The following is a 17376-nucleotide window of genomic DNA, read 5'->3' as shown; positions in this document are numbered from 1 at the left end:
AGAAGGACTCCTCTCAGATGAATGCCATCGTTCTCGCCATCCTGGTGATGGTTGGGCTGAGCCTTGCTCGCGTTTCCGTGGTCTTCGCCCTGATTGCCGCTTCCATCGTGGGTGGCCTCTACGCCGGTCTTCCCGCCGATGAAATCGTCAATGCCTTCAATGACGGACTCGGCGGCGGAGCGCCCGTGGCCCTGGCCTATGCAACATTGGGCGCCTTTGCCGTGATGCTGTCCCGATCCGGCATCACGCAACGCCTTTCCATGAAGGTCATCGCCAGCTTCGAAGGAGGCCAGCATACGCAATCCCATGCCAGAATGGTGACCTTGGGACTGTTCGGCACCCTGATCCTGGCCGGCTTTGCCGCCGAAACCATCATTCCAGTGCATATCGCCTTTATCCCGATCCTGGTGCCGCCATTGCTGCTGGTCATGAATCATTTGCAACTGGACCGCCGTGCCGTGGCCTGCGCCATCACGTTCAGCATCACCGTGATGTACATGTCCATGCCCATCGGTTTTGGCACCATCTTCCTCAACGATATCCTGATGGGAAACATCAACGCCTCTGGCGCTGATGTGGGCCTGGAGGTCACTCGCGGGATGCTGCCCAAGGCCATGATCCTGCCGGCTGTCGGCATGCTGCTGGGGCTGCTGCTGGCTGTTTTCGTCAGCTACCGGCGCAAACGCCAGTACCAGGATCTGCCCATTGATGGCTTCCAGAAGAGCGAGCACAACGCTGCGGGGCTCAAGGGCTGGCAACTGGGCATGATCGTCCTGGCATTGGTGCTGGCACTGGTGGTTCAGCTGTGGAGCGGCTCGATGATCTTCGGCGGGCTGGCCGGGTTTGCCCTGCTCTCTTTCAGCGGCATCATCAACTGGAATGAACAGGACAGCGTCTTCACCCAGGGCATGCGTTTGATGGCCATGGTCGGGTTCATCATGATCGCTGCGGCCGGTTTCGCGGGGGTGATGAAGGCGACCGGCGAGATCCCCACCCTGGTCGAAGGCTCCGTCGCGCTGATCGGTGACAACAAGTCACTCGCAGCACTGGTCATGCTGCTGGTCGGACTGTTCATTACCATGGGCATTGGCTCGTCGTTCTCGACCATTCCCATCATTGCCGCCATTTATGTACCGATGTGCCACACCTTCGGCTTCTCGCCGATGGCCACCGTGGCACTGATCGGCACTGCCGCCGCCTTGGGTGATGCCGGGTCACCGGCTTCCGATTCGACCCTGGGCCCCACTGCCGGCCTGAACGCCGACAGCCAACATGACCATATCTGGGATACCGTGGTTCCCACTTTCCTGCATTTCAACTTGCCGTTGATTGCTGCCGGATGGCTGGCTGCCACCATCCTGTAGTCATCACAACGTCGAGGCCTGCCTGAAATTCCCTTTCAGGCAGGCCTCGAACAACCTCAACGCCCACAGCAGGACTTGAACTTCTTCCCACTGCCACATGGGCAGGCATCATTACGCCCCGGCTTGAGCCTGGTCACATTCGGCTCACCCTCCACATAGACCCAGCGCCCCTCGAAACGCACAAAGCGCGAGCGCTCTTCAAGCACGCCCCAGCGCCGCCGCCCGGGCGGGCCTTCCTGGAAAGTGGCACGGAAATGCACCCAGCCTTCATTCCCACTCTTCCCTTCGTCGGAGCTTTCTCCGTGGTCCAGGATGTCGAGGCACACCCAACGCGTGGTGTCCTGCTCCAGATCAAGTGACGCAGGGCAGGTATCAGGATGCCAGGAATGGACCAGGTAATCATGCAGCCCCAGGGCAAAGGCACTGAAGCGAGAGCGCATCAGCGCCTGCGGACTTGCAGCCGGTTGCCCCTGATGAATGGCACCACAGCACTCGGCCAGTGACTCACCGCTGCCGCAGGGGCATGGCATTACAGGTGTCATGGCAATCACTCCTTAGGCCACATTCAAGCAAAGACCGACCAGCCAGTCGCCTTGGAAAGGCTCTCGAGCGCCTTGGTACCTTGCTTGGAGTTACCAAACTGGTCGAGGCCCGGTGACCACACGGCAACAGAGGCGACATTGGGTACCACTGCCATGATGCCCCCGCCGACACCACTCTTGCCGGGAAAACCGACACGATAGGCGAACTCACCGGAGCCATCGTAGTGACCACAGGTCATCATCAGGGCATTGATGGAACGCACTCTCTCGATGCCGATCATGCGATGCCCACGGAAACCACCGCACAGGAAGCGTGCCGCGCGGGCCAGTTGAACGGTGGTCATCTCGATGGCGCAATGGTGAAAGTACGTCCCCAGTGCACGATCGCAATCATTGTTGAGATTGCCGCAGGAACGCAGGAAGTGGGCCAGGGCATAGTTGCGATCGCCAGTGCGTTGTTCAGAGCGCGCCACATATTCATTGATGTGGATGTCACTATCATCTGCTGCTTCACGCAGGAAACTGAGAATTTCTCCCAGCGTCTCGCGCGGTGCACGCTGGCCCAGCACAGCGTCGGTGGTCACGATGGCTCCGGCGTTGATAAAGGGGTTGCGGGGAATGCCTTGCTCTCTTTCCAGCTGAACGATGGAGTTGAAGGCCCGCCCCGAAGGCTCTCGCCCGACACGCTCCCACAATCGACCGCCCAACCGCCCAAGGGCCAGCGCCAACGTGAATACCTTGGAGACACTCTGGATCGAGAACGGCACCTGCACATCGCCCGCGTGGTATTCCTGACCATCCACTGTACACACGCTGATGGCAAACTGAGCAGGGTCGATGCTGGCCAGTTCAGGAATATAACTGGCGACCTGTCCCCAGTCGTTACGTTGCCGTGCATCGCGATCAAGGGTTTCCAGCAGGGCTTGCAGCATGGCCTGAGTCCGTGGCGAAGGTAATGGAAAAGAAGTGAAAAAAGGATCGCGATGGTCGCCCCCAGGCTGTCAACTGTCAACCACCCAGGCCATTTAGCTCCCACGGTTCAGAGCGCGTTTGGTATGTCGTGTTGCCGGTGCACTAAAAGGATCCTCCGGCCAGGGATGCTTGGGATAGCGACCACGCATTTCCTTGCGCACTTGCGGATAGACATTGCGCCAGAAGCTCTCGAGATCCATGGTCACGGCCAGCGGGCGCTGGGCGGGTGACAATAGCTCCAGCCTCACGGGTACCCGGCCCTCGACAATTCTTGGTGTCTGGCAACAACCAAACAGGGTTTGCAGCTTGGCCGCCAGCACTGGCACCACCCTGCCGCCTTGCCCATCCGCAAGCTCACCATCCCTGACATAACGCAGTGCAGCGCTGTCACCACTGGGAAGCGGAAGACGCGTCGGTGCCAGCTCATCCAGACGCCCGGCCAGTGGCCAAGACAACTGCTCTCGAAGCAAGGTTTCCCATGGCAGAGCCTCCACCTGAGACAAGCGGGACAATCCGTCCAGCCGAGGCCCCAGCCATACATCAAGATCCTCCATCAATGCGGCATCGGAAAGGTCCGGCCAGTCAGAGTCATGTTCACTGCGCAGCAAAGCAACCCTTGCCCGCAATGCCTCAGCGCTCTCATTCAGTGGAAGCTGTCCACGCTGACGCACGACATTCAATAGCGCTTGGCGACAAGCCTCTGCACTCGGCGGCCCCGCCAGCGGACGGCGTTCAAGTACCACCGAGCCCACACCACGCACGCGCTCGCCAACGAGGCGCTCCTCATCATCCGACCATTCGAGCCGCTCCTGCCATTGCTGGGTTTCAGGGAAGTGTGCTTCGAGGTCTTCGCGCGGCAAACGTACCCCACGATACAGCCTGGCAGCCTTTGGATCCCCATCGGTGTCCAGCGCGATAATCAATGCCTCGTGCGCCAACGCCTGGTCCACAGGCATCGTGGCCTGACCACCGCCGACCAACCGGAAACGTCCTGGTTCGACGCATTGCGCCACACGATCAGGATACGCCAGCAGCAGTAGCGCTCCCAATGCTGTCACCCTGGCTTGATCCAGCGAGACGCCGCCCATGTTGGCCAAGCGTCGGGCTTCCCTTGACCACTGGGGCGAGGACGTCGGCTGGGCCAGCAGCTGAGCAAATCCTGCCTCCAGATCCCGGCTGCCACTGTTGTCGCGATGCTCCAGCCACGCGGCCAGGGCACACGCCGTCGCCAGTTTCTGGGGAGACTGCAGACTGGCGACCTCCAGCATGGCCGCCAGACGCGGATGAGTGGGCCAGCGGGCCGCCTGACGACCCAACGCCGTCAGCCCCGCTTCACCATCCAGCAAGCCAAGATGCTGCAAGAGTGCACGCCCGGCGTGAAGGGCCGATCTTGCCGGGACTGTTACCCAGCTCAGCGCCAAGGGATCCTTGACACCCCAGCGTGCCAGCTCGAAGGCCAGATCGGCCAGGTCTGCCTGCAGAATTTCAGGTTCCCCATGAGGCACCAAAGGCTGTTCCTCGGCCCAGAGCCGATAGCAGACACCTGCTCCCTGGCGCCCTGCTCGACCACGTCGCTGGTCGGCACTGGCACGATTGACTCTGCGTGTCTCCAGGCGACTGAATCCGGTTCGCGCCTGATAGACCGGCACCCGCTCCAGGCCCGCATCAATCACGCAGCGCACCCCATCGACGGTCACACTGGACTCGCAGATGGCCGTGGAAATCACCACTCGACGACGCCCGTCGGCCAATGGCTGAAGCGCCTTGCGCTGGGCATCAAGAGGCATTCGCCCATGCAGTGGCAACACAGCCAACTTCGGCTGACGTTCAGCCAGTTCACAACGCAGTCTCTCGATCTCCGCCACTCCGGGAAGGATCACCAGCACGTCGCCCGGCACTTGATCAAGTGCCTCTACAACTACCTGGGCCTGATGTCGCCAAGATTCGGTCCGCGCGGGTAATGGCCGGTAATGGGTCTCAACCGGATATTGCCGACCGGGGCATTCCACCACGGCAATATCATTCCCCATCACTCTTTGCAGTGCCGTCACGTCAAGTGTTGCCGACATCACCAGCAAACGCAGATCTTCACGCAACCCCTGCTGCACATCCAGCGTCAGCGCCAGCCCTAGATCGGCCTCCAGGCTGCGCTCATGGAATTCATCGAAGATGACACCTTGGACCCCTTCGAGCATGGGATCATCCTGCAGCATGCGCGCCAGCACCCCTTGGGTGACGACCTCGATACGGGTCTTCGCCCCAACCCGGCTGTCTCCGCGCATGCGGTAGCCGACCGTCTCGCCCACCGCCTCGCCAAGCTGTGCCGCCATATAACCCGCCGCCAAGCGTGCGGCGACGCGCCTGGGCTCCAGCAGCAATAGACGGCCGTTGCCCTCATTGCCTTGGCACCAGATCGTATCGAGCAGCGCCAATGGCACCCGCGTGGTCTTGCCGGCCCCCGGCTCGGCGACCAGCAAGGCACGATGACGAACCTGCAGTGCCTCGATCAATTCTGGAAGCTTGTCATCAATGGGAAGAGCAGGACTTTCGTATACAACACTCACAACTTTTGTTGCCTTCATGATGGATTTTTGTCTACGCTTGAGCATAGTTGACCGATAGGTCAGTTTTTCTACAACGATGGCCTCGACATGCCAATGGCGATGACCCTGACCGGCTGACGCATGCCAACAACCGCATCTTTGAAATAAATTTCCAATAAATACAAGAGAATACTGCCATGACACAAAGCTCCACATCGTATGCGGAAGAGACTTCCGCAGCGGACGCCTCGCGCACGTCCCACCACTGGCTGGACCGTTACTTCAATGTCAGCCGCCGTGGATCTTCTCTAAGAACCGAACTGCTGGCCGGCATCGCCACCTTCCTGGCCGGGATGTATATCATCGTGGTCAACCCCGCCATTCTATCCGATGCAGGGATTCCTTTTTCCGCCGCTCTCTCCGCCACGGTGGTCATCAGCTTCTTCAGCAGCCTGGCCATGGGGCTATATGCCCGCAACCCGATACTGGTCGCACCGGGCATGGGCATGAATGCCCTGTTTACCTATACCCTGGTACTCGGTGCCGGACTGTCCTGGGAAGTGGCTCTGGGCTGTGTATTCTGGTCGGGCGTGCTGTTCGCGGTACTGGCATTGTTCAACGTGCGAGAGGCCATCATCGATGCCATTCCAGCCTCGCTGCGTTATGCCATCACTTGCGGCATCGGCCTGTTCATTACCTTCATCGGCTTGAAGAACGCCGGTTTCATCGTTGCCAGCCCCGCCACTCTGGTCACACTGGGCAACATCGATATCAGCCTTGGTACTTTCTTCATTGGTTTGATCGTCACTGCGGTGCTGGTAATTCGAGGTTTCAATGGTGCGCTGATCCTGGGCATTGCGGTGACGACATTGTTGGCCGCTCCCATGGGGCGACTGTGGGGAGAGGAAGTTGTGGTCGCCTGGCAGGGCCTGGCCTCCTGGCCGGATTTCTCTGCCGTAATGAAGGTCGACATCATCGGCGCGCTGAAGGTGGCTTATCTGCCGTTCATCTTTGTCATGCTGTTCACCAACTTCTTCGATTCGCTGTCCTGTTTCATGGCCCTGGCAGAATCGGCTGACCTCAAGGACGCCAATGGCAATCCACGCAATCTCAAGCGTTCCATGACCGTGGATGCCTTTGCTTCCATGATCGCAGCCCCCTTGGGAACCAGCGCTGCCCAGACCTTTATCGAGTCGGGTGCCGGCGTGGCCCAGGGCGGCAGAACCGGCCTGACTGCCGTGACGATTGCCTTCTTGTTCCTGCCCTTCCTGTTCCTGTCGCCCTTGCTGTCCCTGGTACCCAGTATCGCCACGGCGCCAGCCCTGGTGCTGGTCGGTCTGTTCATGATGGCGCCGATTGCCAAGATCGACTGGAACCGATTCGAAGATGCCTTTCCCGCTTTCCTGGCCATCATTCTGATGCCACTGACCTACTCCATCACGCTCGGCATCGCCTTCGGCTTCATGAGCTTCGTGTTGATCAAGGTGGCCACTGGCAAGCTCGCGGACATCAAGCCCGCCATGTGGGTCTCGGCAGTATTGGCCCTGGTGATGCTGGTCACTGCACAATAAGGCAGAGACGAAGCAGCTGGACTACAAACGCAGTCCAGCCGTCTCGACACCGCAGCCCTTGAGCACGATCTGGGTGAGAAAGGCCGTGATGCGCTCAATGTCATCATCTTCGAGTGCATCACGGCCGGTGATACCCAGCACCTGGGCTTCGAAATCCGCGTAATGCTGAGTTGCCGACCAGATGAGAAAAATCAGTGACACCGGGTCGACCGGGTCCATCAAGCCCCGCTCGGCCCAGCCCCGAAAGACCTTGGCACGGCTTTCGACCCATTCGCGCAGCTCACCCCGCAGGAAATCCTGCAGGAAAGGCGCGCCCTGGAGAATCTCGGAAGCAAAAAGCCGCGATGCCTGGGGATAGAGTCGTGACATTTCCATCTTGGAACGGATGAAGGCACTGAGTACCTCCGCAGGATCATCATCTTCACTGATGTCATCCAGCATGATGTTCCAGCGTTCCATCACACCTTCGAGCAAGCGCACATAGAGCGCCTTCTTGCTGCCCATGTAATAAAGCACGTTGGACTTGGGCAATCCGGCTTCTTCCGCGATCGCCTGCAGGCTGGCACCGCGATAGCCGTGCCGGGCGAACACCCGCTCGGCAGCTTCGAGTATCTCGCGCTCATTACGCTGACGAATGGCACCGCCCGCTTCCTGTCCATTATCCCTATCTAGCGTGGTGGAACCGACCTGTGACGCTTTCGCCATGGCACTCACTCGTTATCCGTTTATCTAAGAAGAAAGAGAAGGAAGAAAGAGAAGAGTGCCTGATACACCCGCCTGCTGACAATTCGCCACAGGTTGCAGAAGCGGAGGTCCGATGAAATCAGTAGAAAAAATTTCCAACTTGCACTTGAAGAATCTGACCGAATGGTCAACTATTGAGTCAGAGATACCATAATGACAACTATCAGTCAGGACCCTGCCATGATTGAGTTCTACCTCAATGGGCAACCGCAACGCCTTGCAGCGGATGCCCACCTCAGCGTCTTGGAGCTGCTTCGAGAGCAGCTCGGCATGATCGGCACCAAAGAAGGTTGTGCCTCCGGCGACTGCGGCGCCTGTACCGTTGCGATCGGTGAGCCGGACAGCACTGGCGGACTGCGCTATCGCAGTGCCAATGCCTGCATCATGCCGGCCCACCAACTGCATGGCCGCCATCTGGTCACTGTGGAAGGACTGGCCGAAGGCGAGCATCTGCACCCGGCGCAGGTCGCCATGGTCGATTGCCATGGCAGCCAGTGTGGTTTCTGCACGCCAGGCATCGTGATGTCGCTGTTTACCTTGCATGAGGAACAGCGTACCCGCCCTTCCCCTCTGACGCCTGAACGCCTGGAAGCTGCCCTGGGTGGCAACCTGTGTCGCTGTACGGGTTACCGCCCGATTCGCGATGCTGCACTGAGCATGAACGACAGCGAAGGCCACCTGCCGGCATGGCTGGCAGATGCCTCCCTGGCGGAACGATTGGCCGTGAACGTCGGCGATGATGCTCACACCGATCAAGTGAACGACCGTTTCCTCCAGCCCACTCGCCTGGCTGAGCTGGTGGAACTGCGCAGTGCTTATCCAGATGCTCGCCTGGTCGCTGGCGGTACCGACCTGTGGCTGGAAGCGACCCAGCGACTGCTCGACTTCTCGTCCATCATCGATGTCACACGCGTCAAGGAGCTGTGTGCCATCGAGAGCGGAGAAGACTCGACCGGACGCCCTGGTTGGTGGGTCGGCGCTGCCGTGACCTACGCCGACCTCGAACCACTGCTGGAACGCGAATACCCGACCTTCGCCCACCTGCTGCACCGTCTTGGCTCTGCCCAAGTACGCAACCGCGGCACCCTGGGCGGCAATGTGGCCAACGCTTCGCCTATCGGGGATACCCCACCCGTACTGCTGGCACTGGATGCTCAGTTGCGCCTGACGGGTGCCAACGGCACTCGTGAGATACCAGCAGAAGCCTTCTTCCTCGATTACAAGAAGACGCAACTGGCGGCAGACGAAGTGCTGGCGGCGATTTTCCTTCCCGCCCCAACGCAGGGTCGCGAACTCAAGGTATGGAAGCTCTCCAAACGCCGCGAAGACGATATTTCCGCCGTACTCGGCGCCTTCTCATGGAAGATCCAGGATGGCTGCCTGAGTGATGTGCGTCTGGCGTTTGGTGGCATGGCCGGTATCCCGGCTCGCGCCAAGGGTGCCGAAGCCGCTTTACTGGGCCAGCCCCCGTCAGCGGCAGTCTTTCAAGCAGCACGACAGGCTCTGGCCACGGATTTCTCTCCAATGAGCGATGTACGTGGCAGTGCCGACTATCGCACCCATTCTGCGCAGGCCCTGCTCGAGCGCCTGCGCCTGGTGATGGCCAACTCTACCGACTCATCTTCCACTTCTGCCGTTCAGGAGGTGATGCTCCATGCGTACGCTCATTGACCTTCCCCCGGAAACCTCACAGCCGCGCGAGCAACACGCGAAACAGCAGCCAACACAGCAGAAGCCAAGCAACAACAGCGGCTTTTCCGGCAAGCCGGAACGCCATGAAAGTGCCATCAAGCATGTCACCGGGCGTGCGGCTTACATCGATGACCTGGCCACGCCAGCCAATGCCCTGCATCTTGCCCTGGGCTTGTCGCCGGTTGCCCATGGTCGCATCACCCGGCTAGACCTCGATGCCGTACGCAGCGCACCCGGGGTCGTCGATGTCATCACCGTCGCCGATGTGCCAGGGCACACGGATATCGGCCCTGTCTTCCCTGGCGATCCGATCATGGCGGATGGAGAAGTTCTGTACGCCGGCCAAGTCATGTTTGCCGTCGCGGCCCATAGCTATCGCGCCGCGCGCCAGGCTGCCCTCAAAGCCGTTATCGAGATCGATGAACAGCCTGCCAACCTCGACCCGGTAGCTGCGGCCGAGATGGGAGACGTTGTGCGCCCGACTCATCAGCAGGTCAGCGGCGATTGGGAAAAGGCCCTGGCTGATGCGCCCATCACCATCGCTGGAGAGCAGTTCGTCGGCGGCCAGGAACACTTTTATCTCGAAGGCCAGGCCTGTGTGGTACACCCCAGTGAAGATGAAGGGGTGATGATTCACACCTCCAACCAGCACCCCAGTGAAACCCAGAAACTGGTGGCCGAAGTGCTTGGTGTACCGCTACATGCAGTCACCGTGGAAACCCGGCGCATGGGGGGCGGCTTTGGCGGCAAGGAAACCCAGGCATCGCCCTGGGCGTGCATTGCCGCGATCATTGCACGACGCACAGGACGCAGCTGCCGCCTTAGGCTGCCACGTAGTGAAGACATGCGCGTGACGGGCAAACGCCATCCCTTCCATAATCGCTATTGCCTGGCTATCGATAACAGCGGCGTGATTCAGGGCGGCGATATCACCGTGATCGGCGATTGCGGCTATTCACCGGACCTGTCCGATGCCATCGTCGACCGCGCCATGTTCCATTCGGACAATGCCTACTCTCTGGGTGATGCGCGTGTCACGGGGCATCGTGCGCGCACCAATACCGCTTCCAATACGGCTTATCGCGGTTTCGGCGGCCCTCAGGGCATGATGGTGATAGAAGCCGCCATGGAAGATATTGCCCGCCGTGTCGGTGAAGATCCGCTTACCGTGCGCAAGCGTAACCTGTATCGCCAGGGTCGCAATGTGACGCACTATGGACAGAGCGTCGATCAGGTTGCTCTGCTGCATGAGCTGATCGACAGGCTCGAGTCCTCCAGCGAATACTGGCAGCGCCGCCAAGTCATCCGCGAATTCAATGCCTCAAGCCCGGTGATTCGCAAAGGACTGGCCCTGACACCAGTGAAGTTCGGGATTTCCTTTACCGCCCAGCACCTCAACCAGGCCGGTGCCCTGCTTCACGTCTATACCGACGGCAGTGTCATGATCAACCATGGCGGTACCGAAATGGGCCAGGGCCTGCATACCAAGATCTGCCAAGTCGTAGCACGTGAGCTGGGGCTGGACCTTGCCGCAGTGCGTATTACCGCGACACGTACTGACAAGGTGCCCAACACGTCACCCACGGCCGCCTCCAGCGGTGCCGACCTTAACGGACAGGCCGCTCGTGATGCCGCACTCAAGCTCAAGACCCGGCTGTTTGACTTCGCCGCAGAGCATTACCATCTCGACCGCGAAGCCATGCGCCTGGAAGATGGCTACCTGATCGCCGGCATCGGAGAAAGCGAACGTCATATCAGTTGGGGCGAACTGGTCCAGACTGCCTATCTGTCGCGCATTTCCCTGTCAGAGAAAGGCTTCTACGCGACACCCTTGATCCATTACGACCGCAACACCGGCAGCGGCCGTCCGTTCTACTATTTTGCTTTCGGAGCAGCAGTATCCGAGGTATCCGTAGACACCCTGACCGGCGAGTATCAGGTGGATCGCGTCGATATCCTTCACGATGTAGGGGATTCACTCAATCCTGCTATCGATATTGGTCAGGTAGAGGGAGGTTTCATTCAGGGCATGGGCTGGTTGACCAGCGAAGAGCTCAAGTGGAACGAACGCGGGCAACTGATTTCCCATGGCCCTGCCACCTACAAGATTCCTACCTATGGCGATCTTCCCCAGACCTTCAACGTCCAGTTGCTGGAAGGCCACCCCAACTCCATGGCCAGCATCTATCGTTCCAAGGCAGTGGGTGAACCGCCCTTCATGCTGGGCATCTCCGTGTGGGCCGCCCTGCGCGATGCGCTGTCCAGCCTGACCGGTTACAGCCAGGCGGTACGCCTGGATACTCCCGCCACTCCCGAACGTGTCATGGCAGCGGCGGACAGTGCCCGTCGCATGATGCTGGAAGCGGCCAATGGAGGAAGGGGCAATGGCCACTGAACGCTGGTATGAGGCTCTGGCCCGGCTACAACGCCAGGGCCAACCCCACGTGCTTGCCACCCAGGTCACCAGCCTGGGTTCCACGCCCCGTGAGCCGGGAGCGCGCATGGTCATCACCGAAGATGCCGTCTACGACACCCTCGGTGGCGGTACCTTTGAATGGCAGGTCATCGCTGCGGCTCGCAAGAATCTCAGTGAAGGCGACACTGGCATGCAGTTGGAAGCTTTCTCCCTGGGCGGTCGCAGTGGCCAGTGCTGCGGCGGTTTCGTCAACGTCATCCTCGAGACCTATCCCGGCGTCGAGGTGCGTGTCGCGATATTCGGCGCGGGGCATGTGGGTCGTGCGCTGGCCGAACTGACAGCGCCACTGGAGTGGCGCCTGGACTGGTTCGACAGCCGCGACAACGCCTTCGATGACCTGGAAACGCCCCCTTCACGTCAATATCGTCACCCTCTCGATGCCCCCGAACAGGCCGTCAACAGCCTGGCTGTTGGCAGTCATGTGCTGGTGCTGACCCATGATCATGCCGAAGACTTCGCCCTGATCGATGCTCTGCTGAAACGCAGCGACATCGGCTCGATCGGTCTGATCGGCTCGAAAAGCAAGTGGGCAAGCTTCCGTCGTCGTTTGCTCGCAGCAGGCCACAGGGATGCAGATATTGCCCGAGTGCGTTGTCCGATAGGCGACTCCGGCGGCGACAAGCGCCCCTATGCTGTCGCCCTGTCCGCCCTGGCGGAACTGCTTCCCATCAGCGCTGCTGGCACGAGCCGCTCGGGCAGAAACACTCCGGACTCCGATGACAAGCGTGGCGGTGATGGAAATAGCAGAAACGCCCGCGGAGAGGCTCGCAAAGAGCTACAACAGCGCGGTATTCCCAGCGACAAGGTCCGCAGTCTGTTTGGTTGAGACTGCCGATGATTTCGACAAGGCAATTTAGACAAGGCAATAGTGAATAAGTCAGCACTGTTTCCACAGGATTCAAGAGCCCTATCATGAGCAACCCAGATCCAAGCCTGAACCAGGCGCACTCCCCCACCCAGGACGAATTCCTGGATACTGGCCGCGACTGGCTGATGCGAGCCCGCATCCTCAGTTTCGACAGCGACCCTGGCGACGCCGATTCGCCACGGGAAGGCAGCGTGGTCTATCACCAGGATGGCGCCCTGTGGTGGGCCAACGGGCGCATTCAGGCCGTGGGAGACTATACGGAACTGGCACCGCGTCTGCCCGCAGACATCAGCATCATCGACCAACGCGACAAACTGGTGATGCCGGGTTTCATCGACAGCCATGTGCACTACGTCCAGCTCGAGATCATGGCCTCATATGGCCGCCAGTTGCTGGACTGGCTCAACGAATACACTTTCCCGGAAGAGTGCCGTTTCGCACAGTTCGCTCATGCCGAGAAGATGGCCGATGTCTTTCTCGATGAACTGATGCGCGTGGGTACCACCACCGCCCAGGTATTCTGCTCCAGCCACCCGAACTCCGTGGATGCCTTCTTTACCGCGGCGCAACGGCGCGGACTATGCATGCTGGCCGGCAAGGTGCTGATGGATCGCCATGCCCCGGACACCCTGACCGATGACACCCTTGGCGGTATTCGCGATAGCGAGCGCCTGATCAGCGATTGGCACGGCACCGACCGTCTTGGATACAGCGTGACACCACGCTTTGCCCCCACATCGACCCGAACTCAGCTCGATGCCGCCGGCGGCCTTCTGCGCAACGACTCGAGCCTGTGGCTGCAGACGCACCTGTCGGAAAACCTCGGCGAGTTAGACTGGGTAGCCGAGCTGTTCCCGGACAGTCGTGATTATCTCGAGGTCTATGAACAATCCGGCCTGGTCGGGGCGCGCAGTACTTTTGCCCATGGCATTCACCTGGACGACGGCATGCGTCAACGCCTGGCTGAACGTGGTGCCAACATCGCCTTCTGCCCCAGCTCCAACCTGTTTCTCGGCAGCGGGCTGTTCGACCGACGTGCAGCTCGAGACACTGGCTTGAACCTGACCCTGGCAAGCGATATCGGCGCTGGTACCGACCTGTCTGGACTAGCCACGCTCAAGGCCGGTTATCAGGTCGGTCAATTACGCGGCCAACCGCTCACCGCCTGGGCCGGTTTCCATGCCTTGACGCTGGGCAATGCGCAATCATTGTCACTGGATGATCGTATCGGTCGTCTTGCCCCCGGCATGGAAGCGGATTTCGTCGTCATCGATCTGTTCGCGTCCCCCTTGCTGGCTCGTCGCATGTCCCGCTGTCAGACCCTGGCCGAGGAACTGTTCACCCTGATGATGCTCGGCGATGACCGTGCCATCTACGAAACCTGGGCTGGCGGACGACTTCAGCATCGCCGCAGCGCTTAGGCGACAAAGAGAAAAGAGGCACGAAAGTCTTTAAGGAGATAAATTTAAAGAAAGTTAAAAGAGAGCTTAAAGAGGATTTAAAGAGGATGTAAAGAGAGATGATAGAAAGTTTTAGGGGAGATACTTCGCGGCCTTTATGGCCGCATTTTTTTATTCAGGGCAGATTCGCCAACGACGACTCACCTCTTCAGTCTTTGTCAGCAGAGAGCTGCCTGCTGACAAAGTAACCAGCCTTACTGCAGCACGTAGCACCGACCGAGATTCTGTGTCGGACGTGCGTCGTTGCTATAGAGTTTGGCGAATGCTTCGATGTTCTTATCGGAGACCTCCATTGGGGTCTTGATGATGACCCAATCGACGATTTCCGAGCATGGCGGTGTCGTCAGGGAGCCACGGTAGGTATAGAAAGAAAGATCATCTGGCAGCAGATCACGTGGATCTTCATTACCTAGCATCACATCCTCTCCCACGGTATCAGTGACATTGCTCAGGCTGTCACTGAAAACCGTGTTTTCACCCCCTCCCTCAAGGAGAACCGCTATGACCGCGAGTGAACCATCGCTGGCCTGATGCACGAAATGAGCCTCAGCCGGGAAATGTTTGCCGTCGATCGTGTGCTCGGAGGGATGGTGAAAATGAAATTGCTTGAGCGTGTATGGCTTCCCATTGATCGTGGCAGTGCCAAAATCAGCACCATTGTCCTGAACTCCGTGCCCCGTGTTAGCGACATGAAGATCGACGCTTTCGTTCCAGTTGATCTCAAGCGGAAGCAGTTCTGCATCTACGACGGAAGACGGCTGGATATCAATCGGTGACTGCTGGTCACCGGCACAGGACGCGAAATTTTCATGCAGACTCGCCCAATGTTCCGGCCCTGTCTCCCCTTCATAACTCCACTTGACTTCACTTGCCACCGCAGCAGTACCAAATGCCACAGAAAGCGCGGCAGCGATTGCCAACTTCTTGAAATGCGACATCAGCCACTTCTCCTTAATCACTAATCACTCATGATCAGATAACCGAGCGTGGACAGCACAATTGTCATGAAAGTATCAGCAAGCGCTAATCCATAGAGCTGCATTATACGAAGCGATGGATCAGCCTTATTGACTCAACTCAGCTACCCAGCATTCATCATCTGACAGCCATGAAGCGTGATGACTGCCATGACCTATCACAGCAATAGATCGACAGGCACCGCAATTCTCTTGCTTGACCCTGCATAGAAATGAGTCAGTCTCAGTGCTTGTCAGTGATAGCCATTGCCGCTAAAGATGAGCCAGCTTCGTGACTGATATAACCACGTCAGGCCCCATCAACATCTTGGTGGGTTTACGCCAGCAGAAGTGTGGGAAGGCAGAGCTAAATCCACCCATGCACCGCAATGAATATCGATCTGGAACAACAGGATCAACGGCTGGTGGTTTCCGCCATAACCAGCGCCAAAGATATTCAAGAAGTGAAGGAAAAGACAGGTCGTCACTGTCCACGGCTGATATGCATGCAGGATGTGAGACAGAAAGAAAATTGCATAATTTGATCAAGGTTCAACCATACACATAGACAAACCTCCTTCGCCGGCAATGCAGCGAAGGAGGTTTCAGCAAAGCTTCAAGAGAAAATGACGCGGTTTTTATTAAAAATTCGTTAGCCTGCTCATCTGGACACCCGTGGACGGGACATCAATCTTTAGCTGTGAAAATAGAAAACCTCCCACACTATTCATTCAGCGAAGGAGGTTTCAGCAAAGCTTCGGGAGAAAATGAGGCGGTTTTTATCAAAAAATCGTTAGCCTGCTAGCGTGGACACTGTGGACGGGACAACAACAGACACCATCACAAACCAAGAGGCCCTAAAGTTTTATTAGTAAAATATCTGGTTTCAAAATCAGCAGCCGGTTCCATACCACCATAAAACTCTTCAAAAGTAATATTTTTAGAAAGACCTATAATATACTGCTGTATATTCCGCATCACATTCGCTATGTCTATTTCATTGGAGTCAGAGAAGCTTAATTCTACATCAAAATAGTCTTCATATTTTAAAACTCTAACAAACACCTCCTGAAGCTCGATTAATTCTAAAATATTAAATCCGTATATTTTTTCACTAACACATATACTTCCATCATACGCAACAATCATGCCAACAAGGCTTTTGTCTATACATGTTTTCCCTTTTGATAAATCAACATCCTCTGAAACACTGACACCAGATACCATCTTGGCGTCACTCTCCAGGATCTTTAAAAGAGTAAACAAGTCATCTTCTAAGACTCCTTGAATAACCACTTCATATATATCGCTCATAAGCTATCAGTCAATAAATCCTTTGAAAGTACCATCTAGATTTAGCCGCGCGCCTCTTCCATCTGGGAGACGCTTCTCTAAGAAAGAAACTCCTCTATCATTCGTTATCCTCTCGAACTCTCCAGGAGCATTAACGATATCGTCTAAATGTTTTATCGCTTGATCATTCCATGTACTCATGGCTCCTGTCGTGCTACCCCAGATTGCAGGATTCCTGCCAGCGTGCTTAGACAATGCATGCCCTATTACGGTGCTTCCTTTATAAGGAGCTTGAGCAGATGTCAGCACCGTATCGATTGGCACATTATTTTTACCCTCACTATACACCGCTCCACCAATCAGGTCCGTCCCGGTGGGCTGATAACCTCCCGCGCTGGTCTGGTCGGTCTGTCCCTCTACAGCAGGTGTCTCGTAACGCCCCGGACGATCGATGTCGTAGTCCGCGGGATATTCGGTGTTCGCGGTCTGGGTGTCGGTATCGGCGGGATAGCCGGGGATGCCGGGCAGTTGATTCGGGTTGGCCGGGGTTTCGGTACGGTTGTTTTCCTTGTTCCATGCGTCGATCAGCAGGGTCGCGGCAACGAGCCCACCGATCGGGGTCTTGGCGCCTTCCCCAACCGCCAGCGCTGCGCAAGCTGGGGTGCGGGAGCAGATCTGTGCAGCGAAACGCACAAAGCCTTGGTAGTTATTCTCGGCTTCGTTATACGCCGCTCCCGCCCCTTGGGCTCCCCCGATGACACCACCGGCTCCCGCTGCCGCCAGTGCGGCAATCGCCGTTTGCACATCCTGCGGTAAGCCGCTGTTGTGTAACGCATCCATCACCGCGGGCGCGACCTGTGTGGAGGCCACCGCCCCGGCGGCCCCTTCCACGCCA

Annotated in this window: 13 protein-coding genes; 6 read left to right on the top strand and 7 right to left on the bottom strand. The window is 58.0% G+C overall.

The window, feature by feature from the left end; genetic code table 11:
- Positions 1–17 precede the first annotated feature (17 nt).
- Positions 18–1364, top strand: coding sequence for a Na+/H+ antiporter NhaC family protein (locus Q1K07_RS06400; protein WP_300309279.1), 1347 nt, complete (start codon positions 18–20; stop codon positions 1362–1364).
- Positions 1365–1420: 56 nt separating this feature from the next.
- On the opposite strand, the gene Q1K07_RS06395 is transcribed toward Q1K07_RS06400, so the two are convergent.
- From Q1K07_RS06395 to hrpB, 3 genes are all read right to left on the bottom strand, one after another.
- Complete coding sequence (locus Q1K07_RS06395) at positions 1421–1906, bottom strand: YchJ family protein (protein ID WP_300309278.1); 486 nt, start codon at positions 1904–1906, stop codon at positions 1421–1423.
- A gap of 23 nt (positions 1907–1929) precedes the next feature.
- Positions 1930–2838 (bottom strand): glutaminase, encoded by a 909-nt coding sequence (locus tag Q1K07_RS06390; RefSeq protein WP_300309277.1) that lies wholly within the window; start codon positions 2836–2838, stop codon positions 1930–1932.
- Between the two features lie 93 nt (positions 2839–2931).
- On the bottom strand, positions 2932–5442 hold the full coding sequence (gene hrpB / locus Q1K07_RS06385; protein WP_300309276.1) for an ATP-dependent helicase HrpB: 2511 nt from the start codon (positions 5440–5442) through the stop codon (positions 2932–2934).
- Positions 5443–5618: 176 nt separating this feature from the next.
- Here hrpB and Q1K07_RS06380 point away from each other — a divergent pair, with 176 nt between their 5' ends.
- Positions 5619–6992 carry an NCS2 family permease gene (locus Q1K07_RS06380; protein WP_300309275.1) on the top strand — a complete coding sequence of 458 codons (1374 nt, stop codon included), beginning with the start codon at positions 5619–5621 and terminating at the stop codon, positions 6990–6992.
- Between the two features lie 21 nt (positions 6993–7013).
- Here Q1K07_RS06380 and Q1K07_RS06375 read toward each other — a convergent pair whose 3' ends face one another.
- Positions 7014–7697, bottom strand: a complete 684-nt coding sequence (locus Q1K07_RS06375; protein WP_300309274.1) for a TetR/AcrR family transcriptional regulator — start codon at positions 7695–7697, stop codon at positions 7014–7016.
- 219 nt (positions 7698–7916) lie between these two features.
- Here Q1K07_RS06375 and xdhA point away from each other — a divergent pair, with 219 nt between their 5' ends.
- From xdhA to guaD, 4 genes are all read left to right on the top strand, one after another.
- Positions 7917–9407: a xanthine dehydrogenase small subunit gene (gene xdhA, locus Q1K07_RS06370; RefSeq protein ID WP_300309534.1), complete on the top strand. Its 1491-nt coding sequence runs from the start codon at positions 7917–7919 to the stop codon at positions 9405–9407.
- A complete protein-coding gene (gene xdhB / locus Q1K07_RS06365; RefSeq protein WP_300309273.1) occupies positions 9391–11823 on the top strand; it encodes a xanthine dehydrogenase molybdopterin binding subunit in 2433 nt (810 codons plus the stop codon). Before xdhA ends, xdhB begins: the two co-directional genes overlap by 17 nt.
- Positions 11813–12730, top strand: coding sequence for a xanthine dehydrogenase accessory protein XdhC (xdhC, locus tag Q1K07_RS06360; RefSeq protein ID WP_300309272.1), 918 nt, complete (start codon positions 11813–11815; stop codon positions 12728–12730). Before xdhB ends, xdhC begins: the two co-directional genes overlap by 11 nt.
- Before the next feature lie 167 nt (positions 12731–12897).
- Entirely contained in the window at positions 12898–14193 is a 1296-nt protein-coding gene (guaD, locus tag Q1K07_RS06355) for a guanine deaminase (protein ID WP_300309533.1), read from the top strand.
- Positions 14194–14426: 233 nt separating this feature from the next.
- On the opposite strand, the gene Q1K07_RS06350 is transcribed toward guaD, so the two are convergent.
- The 3 genes from Q1K07_RS06350 to Q1K07_RS06340 all read right to left on the bottom strand — a co-directional run.
- On the bottom strand, positions 14427–15170 hold the full coding sequence (locus tag Q1K07_RS06350) for a carbonic anhydrase (protein WP_300309271.1): 744 nt from the start codon (positions 15168–15170) through the stop codon (positions 14427–14429).
- Positions 15171–16028: 858 nt separating this feature from the next.
- A complete protein-coding gene (locus tag Q1K07_RS06345; RefSeq protein ID WP_300309270.1) occupies positions 16029–16502 on the bottom strand; it encodes a hypothetical protein in 474 nt (157 codons plus the stop codon).
- A 6-nt stretch (positions 16503–16508) separates the two neighbouring features.
- The coding region (locus tag Q1K07_RS06340; protein WP_300309269.1) for a hypothetical protein at positions 16509–17376 on the bottom strand (868 nt) is incomplete at its 5' end.

Source organism: Halomonas sp. (assembly GCF_029263665.1).
In the GTDB taxonomy this organism is placed as follows: Bacteria; Pseudomonadota; Gammaproteobacteria; order Pseudomonadales; family Halomonadaceae; genus Halomonas.
The sequence above is the reverse complement of the archived record's forward strand: the minus strand, read 5'-3'. Positions and strand labels throughout refer to the sequence as shown.

What these genes read in the sequence shown, in the direction of transcription:
- Q1K07_RS06350 (WP_300309271.1), bottom strand. Translation starts at nt 15,170, where the DNA reads ATGTCGCATTTCAAGAAGTTGGCAATCGCTGCCGCGCTTTCTGTGGCA.
- Q1K07_RS06390 (WP_300309277.1), bottom strand. Translation starts at nt 2,838, where the DNA reads ATGCTGCAAGCCCTGCTGGAAACCCTTGATCGCGATGCACGGCAACGT.
- Q1K07_RS06375 (WP_300309274.1), bottom strand. Translation starts at nt 7,697, where the DNA reads ATGGCGAAAGCGTCACAGGTCGGTTCCACCACGCTAGATAGGGATAAT.
- guaD (WP_300309533.1), top strand. Translation starts at nt 12,898, where the DNA reads ATGCGAGCCCGCATCCTCAGTTTCGACAGCGACCCTGGCGACGCCGAT.
- xdhA (WP_300309534.1), top strand. Translation starts at nt 7,917, where the DNA reads ATGATTGAGTTCTACCTCAATGGGCAACCGCAACGCCTTGCAGCGGAT.
- Q1K07_RS06400 (WP_300309279.1), top strand. Translation starts at nt 18, where the DNA reads ATGAATGCCATCGTTCTCGCCATCCTGGTGATGGTTGGGCTGAGCCTT.
- Q1K07_RS06345 (WP_300309270.1), bottom strand. Translation starts at nt 16,502, where the DNA reads ATGAGCGATATATATGAAGTGGTTATTCAAGGAGTCTTAGAAGATGAC.
- xdhB (WP_300309273.1), top strand. Translation starts at nt 9,391, where the DNA reads ATGCGTACGCTCATTGACCTTCCCCCGGAAACCTCACAGCCGCGCGAG.
- xdhC (WP_300309272.1), top strand. Translation starts at nt 11,813, where the DNA reads ATGGCCACTGAACGCTGGTATGAGGCTCTGGCCCGGCTACAACGCCAG.
- Q1K07_RS06380 (WP_300309275.1), top strand. Translation starts at nt 5,619, where the DNA reads ATGACACAAAGCTCCACATCGTATGCGGAAGAGACTTCCGCAGCGGAC.
- Q1K07_RS06395 (WP_300309278.1), bottom strand. Translation starts at nt 1,906, where the DNA reads ATGACACCTGTAATGCCATGCCCCTGCGGCAGCGGTGAGTCACTGGCC.